The sequence below is a fragment of the Bradyrhizobium sp. 191 genome (genome assembly GCF_023100985.1).
Taxonomy (GTDB): Bacteria; Pseudomonadota; Alphaproteobacteria; order Rhizobiales; family Xanthobacteraceae; genus Bradyrhizobium; species Bradyrhizobium diversitatis.
The window spans coordinates 4,543,513-4,559,928 of record NZ_CP064692.1 but is presented as its reverse complement, the minus strand read 5'-3'; the positions used below and the strand labels follow the sequence as shown (position 1 = coordinate 4,559,928).

Genomic DNA, 16,416 nt, shown 5'->3' with positions numbered 1-16,416 from the left:
GTGAAGCGGTTTTCGGACGACATCATGCTCCAGAATCGACAAGCATGAGTCTCGCCGACTTTCTCCCGAAGGATGTCAGCCTCACCATTGCGATGGCGCTCTGCGCCGTCGCTTTCGTTTCGGGCACCGCACGCGGCTTCTCCGGCTTCGGCTCGGCCCTGATCTTCATGCCGCTGGCGAGCAGCATCGCAGCGCCGCGGCTCGTTGCGGCCCTGCTGCTCGTCATCGATTTCGTCGCGGCCGCGCCGCTGCTGCCTGACGCATGGCGGAAGGCCGACCGCAGGGCCACCGCCGTGATCGTGCTGGGCGCGCTGGTCGGCGTGCCCGTCGGCACCTATTTCCTGAGCGTGCTGGAGCCCGTCACCACGCGATGGATCATCTCCTGCTTCGTCGCCGCCCTCCTGCTCCTGCTGCTGTCGGGCTGGCGCTATCGCGGCAAGGACCACGCCTGGCTCTCGGTCGGCATCGGCGGTCTCTCGGGCTTCTGCAGCGGCCTCGCGCAGACCGGCGGCCCACCGATCGTCGGCTACTGGCTCGGCCGCCCGATCGCACCCATCGTCGCACGCGCCAACATCTTGCTGTTCTTCGGCGCCTCGGATTTCTTCTCGATGGTCAGTTACGCGGCTACGGGCCTGATTTCGCGCGAATCGCTGGCGCTCTCGCTAGTCGTCGGGCCGGTCTATGCGATCGGCGTCGCCTTCGGCGCCTCGCTGTTCGGCCGCGCGAGTGAAAGAGTGTTTCGCGGGATCTGCTATGCGCTGATCGCGGTGGCGGTGATCGCCGGGCTGCCAGCGTTGGACGGGATTCTGCGGTAGCTCTCTCCGCGAGTCGTCCCTGCGAACGCAGGGACCCAACCCCGTGATCTATCGAGTAGGCACAGGTGACAGTGCCGACGCAGATCTCCTGACTGCCAGCCTTCGCCAAACTTCTCCCTGTGGTTCTGGGTCCCGGATCTGCGCTTCGCTTGTCCGGGACGACAGCGGAGATTGTTGGGGCTTGATTGCCTTACGGCCGCGGCACGCGCCGCTTCTTCGTCGATTGCGTCGGCACGTCGGCGGGCTCGGCCTTGAGCGCGCCGATCTTGCGCAAGGCAGCATCCGCGGCGCGCTCGCCGCTTTCCCAGGCGCCGTCGACGGTGCCCCAGAGCGTCTCGTGCGTGGCCTCGCCGGCGAGGAACATGTTGCCGATCGGCTCGCCGAGAGTTTTTCGCGAAAGCTGGCCGCCGGGCGAGGATGCCGACATTGCGCCCAACACGTAGGGCGCCGCATTCCAGCGCGTCGCGCTGGTCTTCTGCACGGCGGAAGCGGCCTCGCTGCCGAACAGCTTGGTGATCCACTCCTTCGCGAAGGCGGCCATGGCCTTCTCGCCCTGCTCGGAGAGATCGCGGCCGAAGGAGCCGCCGACATCGATCGAGCACAGCGAGGAGCCGCCGATATTGGCGAACATGAGCGCCGTGCGCGTCGAGTTGCTCTGCTCGATGAGGATATCGTCGCGCGACAATCCGAGCGGATTGCCCGGCAGTTGCAGCACGATGCGATCGTAGCTGCCCAGGGTGAGCTTCGAGGCCGCGTCCAAGGTGCGCTTGGGGATGTCGGGTGCGAACTTGATCGCGCCCGACGTCAGCACATTGGTCGAAACCGTGAGGATGGCGGCGCGTGCGGCGATCTTGCCAGCTTGCGTCTCCACGCCGACGTCGCGGTTGCTCCAGACGATCCGGCTCGCCGGCGTCGACAGCACCATCGGCACCTGCTCGCCGAGCTTGGTGATCAGGGTGCCGAGGCCCTGGCGGCAGGCGATCGCCGCATTGCGGTCCTGCGCGCGTCCCTTGTCGATCGCGGACAGCTCCTTCAGGTCCTTGCCGGCGAAGCTCGGGCCCAGCATGAACTCGGCCGCGCCCGCCCAGTCGCCGAGATCCTTCGGCAGCACGGACGCGCAGGAGGTGTCCAGCTTGCCGCGCGCGGCCTCGTCGATGGCGCGGTTGGCGCGCACCAGCGCGGCCAGGAACTGCTCGGTCTCGCCCGCACGCGCATTGCGGCGGCCGATGCGCATCTTCTGGCCCGATGGCGCCGGCAGCGCGTCCAGCCCGACACTGCGCGCCAGCCGGATCATCGGATTGGTGTCGGGATTGTACATCCAGCGCGCGCCGCGGTCGAACGGCGTGTCGAAGGTCGTGCGATCGGTGATGCAACGGCCGCCAACTTGCGGTGCCGCTTCCACCACGATGACCTTGCGGCCGGTCGCCATGATGCGCCGCGCCGCGGCGATTCCAGCAGCTCCCGCCCCGATCACGACGATGTCGGCCTCGCGCGGCAGGGGCGCGGCGGATGCGCGCAGGACCGGCATCGCCGCAAAGGACGCCGACGCGACAAGGAAACCGCGGCGCGTGATTGTCATGTCATGGTTTCCGGGGACTTGCGGCGTATGGGAACAGCCCGCGAACCTTGCTGCATCTGATGTTGCACGGCAACCATCATGGTGAATCAATCGTGCTTGATCTCACAGATTGATGAACCGAATTGCAACACGTTTCGACCATGATAGAGAAGGGAAAAAGACGGCCGAAAAAGGCCGTGGGGGGAGTTTGACATGGGGACGGTCCTGGATTCGGTCGGCAAGCTGATTGCCGCGTACCTCTCGAAGGAGGTGCCGGGCTACGAGCCGTTCACGCCGAGCGACCCGGAGCATCTGCGCGGCGTCATCGAGCCCGGCGACGTTCTGCTGGTCGAGGGCAACAACCGCATCTCCGGCATCATCAAATATCTGACGCAATCGACCTGGTCGCATGCGGCGCTCTATGTCGGCCCGGTCGCGGGTGCGGAGGAGGCTGACGGCGAGCCGCATGTGCTGATCGAGGCCAATATCGGCGAAGGCGTCACTTCGGCGCCGCTGTCGAAATATTTCCCCTACCACACCCGCCTCTGCCGCCCGGTCGGACTGTCTTATGAGGACCGTACCACGGTCTGCCGCTACGCCATCAACCGCATCGGCTTCGGCTACGACACCAAGAACATCGTCGACCTCATGCGTTATCTGTTCCCGATGCCGATACCGCAGCGCTGGCGCCGGCGCATGATCGCGATCGGCTCCGGCGACCCGACCAAGATCATCTGCTCGGCGCTGATCGCGCAGGCCTTCGACGCCGTGCGCTATCCGATCCTGCCGAAGATCACCAAGGCCGGCAGCCGTGCCGCGCGCCGCGAGATCCTGCACATCCGCGATTCCTCGCTCTACATGCCCCGCGACTTCGACATCTCGCCCTATTTCGAAGTCGTCAAACCCACCATCGTGCACGGGTTCGACTACACCGCCCTGCACTGGGCCGACAAGCAGAAGCCGCTCGAGGAGGTAGCGGGCTCATTCAGTGTGTTTCCAGAAACGGTCCTGGCGCCGCCGCTCATTCCTGAGGCGATTGACGAAGAGGCGCCGGCTGAGATTCCGGCTGAAGAAGTGAAGGCGCAACTCGCGGAGATCACCGCCGCGTTCTCCGAGCATTTTGTGCAACTGAGCGACCTCGCGGCGTACCGCGCGCGGGCGCGGGAAATGGCGGCTTAAGTCACGCCCCGAAACATCGCCCTGGCTTTTGCCAGAACGACGCTAGAGGAGATACCGCGTCCCTCTCCTCCGTCATTGCGAGTTGGGACCGGCATTGAGGAGCCGACGCGCGCTGGATGAAACTGTCGGAGCGTGGGCAAATGCGGTATTTTGAGAGGCCGTCGGCAAAGAGGTCGATTACTCTCTGGTGCGCGAGAGCCCGGTTGCGAGTTGGACCCGGGTTGCCTGGATAACCCACACTGGCGCGGAGGGGCTGCATGGCCCTCGAGCACGCTTCCTAGCATTCTTTTCTGACAGGCGCCTATGCCGCCGGCGCTAACTGTTGAGGAGAGGAGCATGGATATTTTGTATGAGCGGGTGGCGGGGCTGGATGTACACAGGGACACGGTCGTGGCCTGCGTGCGGATCATGGTCGATGGCAAGGCGCAGCGGGAGTGCCGGACTTTTGCGGCCACGACGGACCCGCTCGTGGAGCTGAGAAGGTGGCTGGAAGAAAGCCGGTGCACGCATGTGGCGGTGGAGGCGACGGGCGTCTACTGGATGCCGGTGTTCCGGATCCTGGGCGAAGGCGCCTTTGAATTGATCGTCGCCAATGCGGCGCATATCAAGAATGTGCCGGGACGCAAGACCGACATGAACGATGCGATGTGGATCGCCGATCTGTTGGCCTGCGGGCTGATCAAAGGCAGCTTCATTCCCGAGGAGAAGGTACAGGAGCTGCGCGCGCTGACGCGAACGCGCAAGCAACTGGTGCGCGAGCAGGCGCGGCACGTGCAGCGGATCGACAAGACGCTGGCGGAAGCCAACATCAAGCTCGGCTCGGTGATCTCCGACATCATGGGCGCGAGCGGCCGGCGGATCATCCAGGCGATGATCGACGGCGTCCGGCAGCCGAACAAGCTGGCCGAGCTTGCCGGCAAGCAGCTCAAGGCGTCGCCGAAGGAGCTTTACGATGCGTTGCACGGGCGCCTGACGGATCACCATCGCTTTCTGCTCGCGCTTCACCTGAAGCAACGCGATGGTCTGGATGAGACGATCCGCAAGCTTGATGTCGAAATCGCTCAGCGGATCGAGGGCATGGAAGCGGAGGCAGGCGGTGGCAAGATCCCCTTTCGCCACTTGATCGGATTGTTGACCACGGTCCCCGGGATCAGCGCGGTGGCAGCGCCGGCAATTTTATCCGAGATCGGCGCCGATATGAGCCGCTTCGAGACTGCCGGCCATCTCGTTGCCTGGGCCGGCCTGTGCCCCGGGCAGAACGAGAGCGCCGGCAAGCGCAAGTCCTCGCGCCTGCGCAAGGGGGCGCCGTGGCTCAAGACGATGCTCGTTCAATGTGCTTGGGCCGCCAAGCGCTCAAAGAACAGTTACTACCGAGCGCAGTTCTTCCGCTTGCAGGCCAGACGCGGACCTCAAAAAGCCATCTGCGCTGTCGCCGCCTCGCTCCTCACCGCCATCTACCACATCCTCAAAAACGGCACCGAGCACCACGACCTCGGCGCCGCCTACTTCGACCGTCGGCCCACCGAGGTCAAGGCAAGCCGCTTGGTCGCGCGCCTCAAAAAGCTCGGCTTCACCGTCCAACTCCAGCACATCGCGGAGGCGGCCTGACCCTAAACAACCAGCAGTTTCTTCCTAGCACAGCGAAGCAATCCAGACTGTTACCGCGGCGACAGTCTGGATTGCTTCGTCGCAAGAGCTCCTCGCAATGACGGTGGAGAGAGCGTGGGCTACCGCTCGGCCCGCCCGATCACCGCCATCAGCTCCGCGATCTTCTCGCGCTGGTCGGCCTTGTCGCCGCTCGCAATGGCGTGCTCGACGCAGTGGGCGACGTGATCCTTCAGGACCTCCTCCTCGACCCGGCGCAGTGCCGCACGCACGGCCGAGATCTGCGTCACGATGTCGATGCAGTAGCGGTCTTCCTCTACCATTTTCGACAGGCCGCGAACCTGGCCTTCGATCCGGCCGAGACGTTTTCCAACAGATGCCTTGATGTCCTTGCGCATGGGGCCTATATACCCCTACCGGGTATAGGTTGCAAGACCAGGGACAGGACTGGAGCACGGCAATGAACAGCAGCGAGCATCGTCACGCGGAAACACATTCCGGCTGCGGCTGTTCCACGAAAGCTGCGCCGCCGGCGGCGAAACCCGCGGCATCCTCGTGCTGCGGCGGCCACGGCGATCATTCCGGCCATGCTCATCATCACGACCACGGTGATGCCGCGACCAGGGTGAAGGACCCGGTTTGCGGCATGACGGTCGATCCCGCGACCTCGAAGCACCACTTCACACATCACGGCGAGACCTTCCATTTCTGCTCGGCCGGCTGCCGCACCAAGTTCGCCGCCGATCCCGCCAAATATCTTGCGAAGGAGAAGGCGCCCGAGCCCGAGATGCCCGCGGGCACCATCTACACCTGTCCGATGCACCCCGAGATCCGCCAGGTCGGCCCGGGCAGCTGCCCGATCTGCGGCATGGCGCTGGAGCCGGAGGTGGCGAGCCTGGAGACCGGCCCCAATCCGGAGCTCGCCGACATGACCCGGCGGTTCTGGATCGGCGGCGCGCTGGCACTGCCGGCCGTGGTGCTGGAGATGGGCGGCCATCTCGCGGGCCCGCACAACTGGATCGATCCGACGCTGTCGAACTGGATCCAATTCGTCTTTGCGACGCCCGTGGTGCTGTGGGCGGGCTGGCCGTTCTTCGTCCGCGGCTGGCAGTCGCTGCTGACGCGCAACCTCAACATGTTCACGCTGATCGCGATGGGTACCGGCGTTGCCTATGTCTACAGCGTGCTCGGCACCGTCACGCCGCAGATCTTCCCCGCCACCTTCCGCGGTCATGAAGGCGCGGTCGCCGTCTATTTCGAGGCAGCCGCCGTCATCACCGTGCTGGTGCTGCTCGGCCAGGTGCTGGAGCTGCGCGCCCGCGACGCGACCTCGGGTGCGATCAAGGCGCTGCTCCAGCTTGCGCCGAAGACGGCACGCCGCGTCGATGCTGATGGCAGCGAGCACGAGGTCGAGATCGACACGCTCCATGCCGGCGACCGCTTGCGCGTTCGTCCCGGCGAGAAGGTGCCGGTGGACGGTATCATCCTGGAGGGACGCTCCTCGCTCGACGAATCCCTGGTCACAGGCGAATCCATGCCGGTCACCAAGGAGACCGGCGCCAAGGTCATTGCCGGCACGCTGAACCAGTCGGGCAGCTTCGTGATGCGGGCGGACAAGGTCGGACGTGAGACGCTGTTGTCGCAGATCGTGCAGATGGTCGCGGACGCGCAGCGCTCGCGCGCGCCGATCCAGCGCCTGGCCGATCAGGTCTCCGGCTGGTTCGTCCCGATGGTGATCATCGTCGCGCTCGCTGCCTTCGGCGCCTGGGCCTGGTTCGGACCGGAACCGCGGCTGGCCTTCGGCCTCGTTGCAGCCGTCAGCGTGCTGATCATCGCCTGCCCCTGTGCGCTCGGCCTCGCGACCCCGATGTCGATCATGGTCGGCGTCGGACGCGGCGCGCAAGGCGGCGTTCTGATCAAGAACGCCGAGGCGCTGGAGCGCATGGAGAAAATCGACACGCTGGTGGTCGACAAGACCGGCACCCTGACCGAGGGCAAGCCCAAGGTGGTCGCGATCGTGCCCGCGGCCGGCTTTACGGAAGACGACATCCTTCGACTCGCGGCCAGCGTCGAGCGCGCCAGCGAGCATCCCCTGGCTGACGCCATCTTGCGCGCGGCGAAGGAGAAGCAGCTCGCCCTTGGCCAGGTCGAGCAATTCGATTCGCCGACGGGCAAGGGCGCGACCGGCAAGGTCGACGGCAGGACCATCGTGCTCGGCAATGCAAGATACCTGACGTCGATCGGCATCGAGACCAGGACGCTCGACACCGAAGCCGAACGGCTGCGTGGCGACGGCGCGACCGTGATCAACATGGCCGTCGACGGCCGGCTGGCCGGCCTGTTCGCGATCGCCGACCCGGTCAAGGCCTCGACCCCGGAGGCGCTGAAGGCGCTCGCGGCGGAAGGCATCAGGGTCATCATGCTGACCGGCGACAACCGCACGACGGCCGAGGCCGTGGCCCGCCGGCTCGGCATCGCCGATGTCGAGGCCGAGGTGCTGCCGGACCAGAAGAGCGCGGTGGTCACCAAGCTGCAGAAGGCCGGCCGCAGCGTCGCGATGGCCGGCGACGGCGTCAACGACGCACCGGCGCTGGCGGCGGCCGAGGTCGGCATCGCCATGGGCACCGGCACCGACGTGGCGATGGAGAGCGCCGGCGTCACGCTGCTCAAGGGCGATCTTGTCGGCATCGTGCGGGCGCGAAAGCTGTCGCAAGCGACGATGAGCAATATCCGCCAGAACCTGTTTTTCGCCTTCATCTACAACGCCGCCGGCATTCCGATCGCCGCCGGCGTCCTCTATCCCACCTTTGGCGTGCTGCTCTCGCCGATCATCGCCGCAGCGGCGATGGCGCTGTCCTCGGTGAGCGTGGTCGGCAATGCGCTGCGCCTGCGCACGACGCAACTGTGAGCTACCGGCACACTCTCTCGCCTCGCCTTGGCGGAAAGGCTACAACAGCCCGGTAGCCCGATGGAGAGGACCCGATGCAGCGGATAACGATCACGATCGAGGACGATCTCCTGGCGGAGATCGACGCCGCGGCGGAGGCGCGCGGCTACCAGAACCGTTCCGAGATCATCCGCGATCTCGCCCGCGCCGGCCTGCAACAGAGCACGGAGGGCACGTCACAGACCGGCCAGTGCGTGGCCGGTCTCGTCTATGTCTACGACCACGCCGCGCGCGATCTCTCAAAGCGCCTGGTGCAGGAATTCCACGGCCATCACGACCTCGCGCTGGCGACGCTGCACGTCCATCTCGACGACGACAATTGCATGGAGATGACGGCGCTGCGCGGCAACGCCTCCGAAGTCAGGCACTTCGCCGACCACATCATCGCCGAACGCGGCGTGCGCTACGGCCGCGTGATGATGATTCCGACCGGCGAAGGCAAGCAGGCTAAGGCGCGCAAGCACGGGCACCGGCATGGGTAGCTAGGAGCTTGCGTGCCCCGGACGCAGCGCAGCGCGCACTTGCGCGATGTGCTGTAGAGCCGGGGCCCATCTCGCCGCAAGCTCCTGGGTCCCGGCTCAGCAGCGCGTCATTGCATGCCGCGCTACGTCCGGGACACGGGACCCGCAATCCGCAGACCTGGGCAGCCACCCGCCCTTGCCGAAGCCGCATTCGGTCTCTACCTCTCGCGAAGTGTTGACCTGAGAGGATCTCCCATGCTGGATGCCGCCATCAAGGCGCTGTCGCAAATGCTCTCGCCGCCGATGCGCTCGATCCTGTGGCGATCGGTCGGCTTGGCGCTGGTGCTGATCACCGTGCTGGCGATCGGCCTGCAGCGGCTGCTCAGCTGGTTTGCGACCAATGGCGAGGTCTGGCTGGAAGGCCTGCTCGGACCGGGCTGGCATTCATCGATCGAAGTCCTGTCCTGGATCGTCTCGATCGCGGCGGGCCTCGGGGTCGTGTTCGGCGGCATCTTCCTGATGCCCGCGATCACCTCGCTGGTGGCGAGCCTGTTCGTCGACGACGTCGCCGACATCGTCGAGCGCGAGCATTATCCCGCCGAGCGGCCCGGCGTGGCGCTGCCGTTCAGCCAGGCGATGCTCGAGGGCATCAAGACCGCTCTCCTCACGATCCTGATCTATCTCGTCGCCTTGCCGCTGGTGTTGTTCGCCGGCGCGGGATTCCTGATCTTCTTCATCGCCGCCGCCTGGCTGCTTGGCCGCGAATATTTCGAGCTCGCGGCGATGCGCTTCCGGCCGCCGGAGGAAGCCAAGGCGATGCGGCGTGACAACGCCGCCACGATCTTCACCGCCGGGCTCTTCATCGCCGCCTTCGTCTCGATCCCGATCGTCAATCTGGCGACGCCGATCTTCGCCATGGCCTTCATGGTCCACATGCACAAGCGCCTGTCGGGTCCGCGGCCCGAGCTGATCGAGCCGGCGCGGCAGGTGCGGTGATTGTGCTCTCCCGCTTGCGCTTGCGGGAGAGGTGACCACCCGCCTCGCGCGAGCGAACGAACCAACCATCACCGCATTCAGGCGGCCCGCACACCACACTTTCGCAGCAGCATCCTGGCGAAGCCGAACGGCGCCGGCGTGAAGGGACCCGTCGGCGCGCGGGTGACCAGCGCGACGATTGCGAGCGCGGCTATCGCGAGCCAGAAGCAGAGCCAGAAGCCGTCGATATAGGCGAGCACATTGGCCTCGCGCTGGACGATGCCCGCCAGCGTGCCGACCGCGCGCGGCTGCGCCGATCCTGTGCCATGGGCGGCGAAGTGGTCGGCGAGCTGCTGCAGCCTCTGCACCACATCGACATCGCCGACCGCAAGGTTCTGGCCGAGATAGAAGGAATGGACCTGCTCGCGCACGCGCAGCCAGGTGCCCATCAGCGCCACGCCGATCTCGGCGCCGCCGAGCCGCATGATCTGGATATAGGCGGCAAAGGAGGTGGCGCGGCTGGGATCGGAGTTGGAGAGCAGCGTGATGATCAGCGGCAGCAAGGTCAGCGACTGCCCGATCGCCTGGAGCAGCACGATGCCGGCGAAGTCCTCGCGCGCCCAGTCGTGGTTGAGTTGCGTGCCCCAGAGATTGGCCGCGGCGAAGCAGGCAAAGCCCACGACGATCACCGTCCGCGTATCGAAATGCCGCAGCAGCCAGATCGAGACCGGCACCAGCACGAACATCGGCAAGGCGCCACAGGTGAGCAGCAGCATGCCGCTCTGCTCCGGCCTGAGCAGCGCGATGGTGGCGAGGAAGTTCGGCACCAGCGACGCATTGGACAGGCTGGTCAGCGTGTAGAGCAGGATCAGGACCAGTCCCAGGCCGATGTTGCGCGAGAACAGCACGTTGACATGTGCCCAGGGCTGCCGCACCAGGGACTCGTTGACGAGGAAGGCCAGAAACAGCACCGCGCCCGCGGCGAGCAGTGCCATCACCGTGCCGGAGCCGAGCCAGTCCAGCCGGTTGCCCTGGTCAAGCCCCGCATAGATCATCGACACCGAGGCGCCGAGCAGCAGCATGCCGCCCCAATCGGCCTCGCGCAGCAGCGCGCGGTTCACCGGCTCGTTCGGCGTGCCCAGATAGACCATCAGGCCCATCAAGGGCGCGATCACCACGCCCTGCCAGTACAGCCATTGCCAGCCGAGATGATCGACATAGAAGCCGACCAGTGAGGTCGAGGTGTCCAACGCGAAGCCGACGCGGATCGCATAGATCGAGATCGCCGGCAGCCACCAGCGGATCGGCAGATTGCGGAACACGATCATCAGCGTTGCCGGCACGAAGGTGCCGAGCAGGAGACCATGCACGACGCTGAGCGCAAGCAATGTCGGATAGTCGTGCACGAACGGAATGATGAACGAGACGGCGGCATAGACGAGGCTGGGGATGCCGAGCACGCGGCGCAGGCCGAACACCGTGGCAAGCCAGGCCACCGCAGGCGCGATGAAGATCTGCGAGCCGATGCCGGCGGTCGAGAGCCAGGCGCCTTCGTCGAAGCCGAGCGAGAACGCGCCGCGCAGGTCCGGCAGGCCGACCGTGGTCAGCCGGCTGTCGAAATTGGCAAGGAACGAGCCGAGCAGTACCGCCGCGACGGCGAACAGGGGCTGCGGCGCGACGCCGCCGCGCGAGAGCGGTTCGCGGCTGGCATCGTCATTTTCGGCCATTCGCGGCCTTCGTATCGATGCTGGTGACCACCGACATGCCCGGCACCAGCCGCGCCAGCAGCGGCTGGTCGTCATCGAACTGAATGCGGACGGGAATGCGCTGCACGACCTTCGTGAAATTGCCTGTTGCGTTGTCGGGTGGCAGCAGCGCCACCTGTGCACCCGTCGCCGGCGCAATGCGCTCCACCCTGCCGCGCAGCTTCTCGCGCGGGAAACTGTCAACGGTGATCTCCACCGGCTGGCCCGGTGCCACGTGCGTGAGCTGAGTCTCCTTATAGTTCGCGATCACATAGACCTTGGGCAGCGGCACCACGTTGATGAGGTTGGTGCCGATGTTGACGTAATCGCCGGGCTGCACCTGGCGCTCGCCGACAACCCCGTCGAACGGCGCGGTGATCCTCGTGTATCCAAGCTTGAGCTTCGTACCCGCCAGCGTCGCCTTGGCCGCCTCGACATCGGCCGCGCGCTGCTTCCTGGTACCTTGCAGGACTTCGAGCTGATGCTGCTGGGCCGCGATCACGGCGCGGCTCGCGCGCACGTCGGCCTGTGCCTTGGCGTAGGCGGCCACCGCCTGCTCGAGACGCTGGCGCGTGCCGGACTCGGTCTGCGACAGCGATTGCTGACGCTCCTGCTCCTGCCGTGCCTCGACCTCCATGGCCTCCGCAGACAGCCGCGCGGCCTGCGCCTGCGCGATCGTCGCATATTGCAGCTCGATCTGGTTGGCGAGATTGTCGAGCGCGGCTTGCGCCGCGGCGACCGCAGCTTCGGCCTGCGCGACTTGCGCCTGGTAATCGGCGGGATCGATCTGGATCAGGAGGTCGCCGGCCTTGACGCGCTGGAAATCGGTGACCCCCACGCTGAGCACCTCGCCCGAGACGCGGCTCGACAGCCGCGTCAGCTCGGCGCGCACATAGGCGTCATTGGTGGTCTGTATCACGGCATTGCCGACCCATTCGTCGAAGCGCAGCGTTGCCAGCGCGACGAAGGCGAGCGCGACGATGACCGCAAACAGCGGGATCGCGAGCCGGCTCCAGAGCGGCGTGGCCGGCCGCTGTGTCGGCTTCGGCGGTGGGGCCGGTGATGCGGGTGGTGCGTTCTGTTCTTGTTGACTCACGAGATCACCTCAACCCGGCGCTGCTAGAACACAAATCCCGCCTTGTCATTAGATCACACCGTCTTCTCCGGCCACCGGCAGAGATCGTTGATCAGGCACACCTCGCAGCGCGGCTTGCGCGCGAGGCAGGTATAGCGCCCGTGCAGGATCAACCAATGATGGGCATGCAGCATGAATTCTGCCGGAATGACCTTTTCGAGACCGAGCTCGACCTCGAGCGGCGTCTTGCCGGGCGCAAGTCCGGTGCGGTTGCCGACGCGGAAGACATGCGTGTCGACCGCCATGGTGTGCTCGCCGAAGGCCATGTTGAGCACGACGTTGGCGGTCTTGCGCCCGGCGCCGGGCAGCGACTCGATCTCGGCACGCGTGCGCGGCACCTGGCCGCCGAATTCGCTGAGCAGCTTCGCCGACAGCGCGATCACGTTCTTCGCCTTGGTGCGATAGAGGCCGATGGTCCTGATGTACTCGCGCAGACGCTCCTCGCCGAGATCGAGCATCTTCTGCGGGGTGTCCGCGACCTCGAACAAGGCGCGCGTCGCCTTGTTGACGCCGGCGTCGGTCGCCTGCGCCGACAGCACCACCGCGACCAGCAGCGTGAACGGATTGACGTGCTCGAGCTCGCCCTTCGGCTCCGGATTGGCCTTGCGGAAACGGCTGAAGACCTCGTGGATCTCGGCCGGCGTCCAGGGTCTTGTAGCTCTGAGCGATTTCTTCGCGGGCGCTCTCGGTTTGGTCGCGACCGGTTTTGCCTTGTTCTTCAGCACCGCCGCTTTACGCGGGGCCGGCTTGCGGGTGATTTTCGCCATGATCGGGATATACTGATGGACGATGAGCACAGGCAACGAAATTGAGCGCGCGCGATCTGAAAGCGAGGATGAGCCTCAGATCTTCTCCGCGCTGCTGACGCCGCACCGCTCGCTGAACCGCACCGGCTTCCTCGCCGTGATGCTGTTCCTGAGCGTCGTCAGCTTCGTCACCGGCCTCGCCTTCCTGATGATGGGCGCCTGGCCGGTGTTCGGCTTTTTCGGTCTCGACGTGCTGGTGATCTGGTGGGCCTTCAAGGTCAATTTCCGCGCGGCGCGGGCCAGCGAGGAGATCGTGGTGACACCGTCGGAACTGCGCGTGCGGCGCGTCAGCCATCGTGGCCAGGTTGCCGAATGGACCTTCAATCCGCTCTGGGTCCGGCTCGACCAGGAGGTCGACGAGGAATACGGCATCGAGCACCTCTATCTGATCTCGCGCGGCCGCCGGCTGCTCATCGCCGGGTTTCTCGGGCCAGAAGAAAAAACAAGCTTTTACAATGCGTTGGTCGGAGCCCTGAACGCCGCGCGGCGTGGGCCGACCCATAATCCGGTGACCTGAGCACAGTCGGAAATCGGGTGGTTTCGAGCCACTCCTTCTCCTACATTTCCGGCCATGATGACCCTCGCGATACATGACCAGCGCCTGGCCAAGCCGGGCACCCAGAACGCCGCGTTGCGCGACTATGATTCGGTGCGCCGGGCGATCGCCTTCATCTCGGCGAACTGGCGCGCGCAGCCGACCATCGAGGCGATGGCGGATGCCGCCGGCGTCACGCCGGACGAGCTGCACCATCTGTTCCGCCGCTGGGCTTCGATCACACCGAAGGCCTTCATGCAGGCGCTCACCCTCGACCACGCCAAGAACCTGCTCAGGGATTCGGCCAGCATCCTCGACGCGGCGCTCGACTCCGGCCTGTCGGGCCCCGGCCGGCTGCACGATCTCTTCGTCACCCACGAAGCGATGTCGCCGGGCGAATGGAAGAACGGCGGTGCCGGCCTCACCCTGCGCTACGGCTTCCATTCCTCACCATTCGGCACCGCGATCGTGATCGCCACCGATCGCGGCCTGTCGGGACTTGCCTTCGCCGATCACGGCGAAGAGAAGATCGCACTCGCCGACATGACGCGGCGTTGGCGGAACGCCACCTATGTGGAAGATCACGAAGGCACCGCGCCACTCGCAGCGCGTGTCTTCGACCCCAAGCTTTGGCGGCCGGACCAGCCGCTGCGCGTGGTGCTGATCGGCACCGATTTCGAGGTGCGGGTGTGGGAGACGCTGCTGAAGATCCCGATGGGGCGTGCGGTGTCCTATTCCGACATCGCCTGCAACATCAGGAATCCGAAGGCTTCGCGCGCGGTCGGCGCGGCCGTCGGAAAGAACCCGGTCTCCTTCGTCGTGCCCTGCCACCGCGCGCTCGGCAAGAGCGGCACGCTCACCGGCTATCATTGGGGCATCACCCGCAAGCAGGCAATGTTGGGCTGGGAGGCCGGGCAGCTGGGGCTGCAGTAGGTCTTCTCCCTCGCCTCGCTTGCGGGGAGAGGGTCGGGGCGAGGGGGAATCTCCACGGGGACGGCGACAGTCGGACTCGCGGAGAGTCCCCCTCACCCGGATTGCATCTTCGATGCAATCCGGCCTCTCCCCGCATGCGGGGAGAGGCGAAGAGATCAACCCGCGAGATCGAGCTTCGAGGCCACCGTCGAATCCGCGTTGAGGCGATAGATGATCGGCACGCCGGTGGCGAGTTCGCGCTTCAGGATGCCCTCGGGCGAGAGCTTCTCCAGCACCATGATCAGCGCGCGCAGCGAATTGCCGTGGGCGGCGACCAGGGTGCGCTTGCCGTTGAGCACGGCGGGCAGGATCTCCTGCACGTAGTACGGCAGCGCGCGCGCGAGCGTGTCCTTCAGGCTTTCGCCGCCCGGCGGCGGCACGTCGTAGGAACGGCGCCAGGTCAGCACCTGGTCCTCGCCCCATTTCTTGCGCGCATCGTCCTTGTTGAGACCGGAGAGGTCGCCGTAATCGCGCTCGTTCAACGCGAGGTTCTTCGAGGTCGGCAGACCGGTCTGGCCGAGCTCGGCGAGGATGAGATCCAGCGTGTGCTGCGCGCGCGTCAGGACCGAGGTGAAGGCGACGTCGAACACGAGACCCTGTGCCTTGAGCTTGCGGCCGGCTTCCTTGGCTTCGTTCACGCCGAGCTCGGTGAGATCAGGATCCTTCCACCCCGTAAACAGGTTCTTCAGATTCCATTCGCTCTGGCCGTGGCGCACGAGCACGAGAAGACGTTCGCTCATTGACTGCTTTCCGTTTGCTCAATCAGAAATCGGCGAGGCCGAGCACGTCGGCCATCGAGTAATGCCCCGGCGCCTTGCCATGCGCCCACAGCGCCGCCTTCAGCGCGCCATGGGCGAACAGCATGCGGTCCTCGGCCTGATGCGACAGCGTCAGGCGCTCGAACGGGCCGAGGAAGGTGACGCTGTGGTCGCCGGCCACGGTCCCGCCGCGCAAGGAGGCAAAACCGATATTGCCCGGCTTGCGCGCACCGGTGATGCCGTCGCGCCCGCGCTCGGAATGGTCGTCGAGGGTGACGCCGCGGCCGCCGGCTGCGGCCTGACCCAGCATCAGCGCCGTGCCGGAGGGCGCATCGACCTTCAGGCGGTGATGGGTTTCGACGATCTCGATGTCGAAGCTCTGATCGAGCGCCTTGGCGACGCGCTTGACCACGGCGGCGAGCAGGTTGACGCCGAGGCTCATATTGCCCGACTGCACCACCACCGCGCGATTGGTGACGCTCTTGATCACGGCGTTGTCGGAGCCGGACAGTCCGGTCGTGCCGATGACGTGGACGATGCCGCGCTCGGCGGCGATCGCGACATTGGCGATGGTCGCCGCCGGGACGGTGAAGTCGAGGATGCCGTCGGCATCCCTGGACATCGCCCAGAGATCGGCGGACAGCTTGATGCCGTTGGCCGGCAGGCCTGCGAGCACGCCGGCATCCTTGCCGAGCAGCTCCGAACCCGGCGCCTCCAGTGCGCCCGCCAGCACCGCGCCCTTGCTCTCGGCAATCGCCCGCGTCAGCGCCCGGCCCATCCGGCCGCCGGCTCCTGCAACAATCAAGCGCATGTCGGACATGGTGTGATCCTCTGAGCCGCCGTTGTAGCGGGGGGATGCAGTTCCGGCAACCGAGGGGGATCATAGGCCGTCATTCCGGGATGGTCCGAAGGACCAGACCCGGAA

General features: G+C 66.0%; 15 protein-coding genes. 8 read left to right on the top strand and 7 right to left on the bottom strand.

Annotated features, from left to right (window positions below):
• Positions 1–44: 44 nt before the first annotated feature.
• Entirely contained in the window at positions 45–815 is a 771-nt protein-coding gene (locus IVB23_RS21205; RefSeq protein WP_247799880.1) for a sulfite exporter TauE/SafE family protein, read from the top strand.
• A 190-nt stretch (positions 816–1,005) separates the two neighbouring features.
• On the opposite strand, the gene IVB23_RS21200 is transcribed toward IVB23_RS21205, so the two are convergent.
• On the bottom strand, positions 1,006–2,394 hold the full coding sequence (locus IVB23_RS21200; protein WP_247799879.1) for an NAD(P)/FAD-dependent oxidoreductase: 1,389 nt from the start codon (positions 2,392–2,394) through the stop codon (positions 1,006–1,008).
• Between the two features lie 192 nt (positions 2,395–2,586).
• On the opposite strand from IVB23_RS21200, the gene IVB23_RS21195 reads away from it, so the two are divergent.
• Both IVB23_RS21195 and IVB23_RS21190 read left to right on the top strand, forming a co-directional pair.
• Positions 2,587–3,552, top strand: a complete 966-nt coding sequence (locus IVB23_RS21195) for a YiiX/YebB-like N1pC/P60 family cysteine hydrolase (RefSeq protein WP_061879995.1) — start codon at positions 2,587–2,589, stop codon at positions 3,550–3,552.
• 336 nt (positions 3,553–3,888) lie between these two features.
• Entirely contained in the window at positions 3,889–5,160 is a 1,272-nt protein-coding gene (locus tag IVB23_RS21190) for an IS110 family transposase (protein WP_247799878.1), read from the top strand.
• 119 nt (positions 5,161–5,279) lie between these two features.
• Here the strand turns inward: IVB23_RS21190 and IVB23_RS21185 are convergent, their stop codons facing one another.
• Complete coding sequence (locus IVB23_RS21185) at positions 5,280–5,555, bottom strand: metal-sensitive transcriptional regulator (protein ID WP_007598521.1); 276 nt, start codon at positions 5,553–5,555, stop codon at positions 5,280–5,282.
• 62 nt (positions 5,556–5,617) lie between these two features.
• On the opposite strand from IVB23_RS21185, the gene IVB23_RS21180 reads away from it, so the two are divergent.
• The 3 genes from IVB23_RS21180 (at position 5,618) to IVB23_RS21170 (ending at position 9,561) form a co-directional block, all read left to right on the top strand.
• Positions 5,618–8,065 carry a heavy metal translocating P-type ATPase gene (locus IVB23_RS21180; RefSeq protein ID WP_247799877.1) on the top strand — a complete coding sequence of 816 codons (2,448 nt, stop codon included), beginning with the start codon at positions 5,618–5,620 and terminating at the stop codon, positions 8,063–8,065.
• Positions 8,066–8,139: 74 nt separating this feature from the next.
• Positions 8,140–8,586: a nickel-responsive transcriptional regulator NikR gene (gene nikR, locus IVB23_RS21175; RefSeq protein WP_247799876.1), complete on the top strand. Its 447-nt coding sequence runs from the start codon at positions 8,140–8,142 to the stop codon at positions 8,584–8,586.
• Between the two features lie 234 nt (positions 8,587–8,820).
• Entirely contained in the window at positions 8,821–9,561 is a 741-nt protein-coding gene (locus tag IVB23_RS21170; RefSeq protein WP_061879998.1) for a sulfate transporter family protein, read from the top strand.
• A gap of 77 nt (positions 9,562–9,638) precedes the next feature.
• Here the strand turns inward: IVB23_RS21170 and IVB23_RS21165 are convergent, their stop codons facing one another.
• From IVB23_RS21165 to nth, 3 genes are read right to left on the bottom strand one after another with little or no spacing between them, the layout of a single operon-like run.
• Positions 9,639–11,267 (bottom strand): MFS transporter, encoded by a 1,629-nt coding sequence (locus IVB23_RS21165; RefSeq protein WP_247799875.1) that lies wholly within the window; start codon positions 11,265–11,267, stop codon positions 9,639–9,641.
• Positions 11,254–12,381, bottom strand: coding sequence for an HlyD family secretion protein (locus IVB23_RS21160; protein ID WP_247799874.1), 1,128 nt, complete (start codon positions 12,379–12,381; stop codon positions 11,254–11,256). Before IVB23_RS21160 ends, IVB23_RS21165 begins: the two co-directional genes overlap by 14 nt.
• A 53-nt stretch (positions 12,382–12,434) precedes the next feature.
• On the bottom strand, positions 12,435–13,187 hold the full coding sequence (gene nth / locus IVB23_RS21155) for an endonuclease III (RefSeq protein ID WP_247799873.1): 753 nt from the start codon (positions 13,185–13,187) through the stop codon (positions 12,435–12,437).
• Positions 13,188–13,209: 22 nt separating this feature from the next.
• Here nth and IVB23_RS21150 point away from each other — a divergent pair, with 22 nt between their 5' ends.
• Together IVB23_RS21150 and IVB23_RS21145 are read left to right on the top strand one after the other, a co-directional pair.
• Positions 13,210–13,743, top strand: coding sequence for a DUF2244 domain-containing protein (locus IVB23_RS21150; RefSeq protein ID WP_247799872.1), 534 nt, complete (start codon positions 13,210–13,212; stop codon positions 13,741–13,743).
• Between the two features lie 54 nt (positions 13,744–13,797).
• Positions 13,798–14,694 (top strand): bifunctional helix-turn-helix domain-containing protein/methylated-DNA--[protein]-cysteine S-methyltransferase, encoded by an 897-nt coding sequence (locus tag IVB23_RS21145; protein WP_247799871.1) that lies wholly within the window; start codon positions 13,798–13,800, stop codon positions 14,692–14,694.
• Positions 14,695–14,849: 155 nt separating this feature from the next.
• On the opposite strand, the gene IVB23_RS21140 is transcribed toward IVB23_RS21145, so the two are convergent.
• Positions 14,850–15,473, bottom strand: coding sequence for a 2,3-bisphosphoglycerate-dependent phosphoglycerate mutase (locus IVB23_RS21140; RefSeq protein ID WP_247799870.1), 624 nt, complete (start codon positions 15,471–15,473; stop codon positions 14,850–14,852).
• 22 nt (positions 15,474–15,495) lie between these two features.
• The gene (dapB, locus tag IVB23_RS21135; RefSeq protein WP_247799869.1) at positions 15,496–16,311 is read right to left on the bottom strand and encodes a 4-hydroxy-tetrahydrodipicolinate reductase; all 816 of its coding nucleotides are present in this window, start codon (positions 16,309–16,311) and stop codon (positions 15,496–15,498) included.
• Positions 16,312–16,416: the final 105 nt, after the last annotated feature.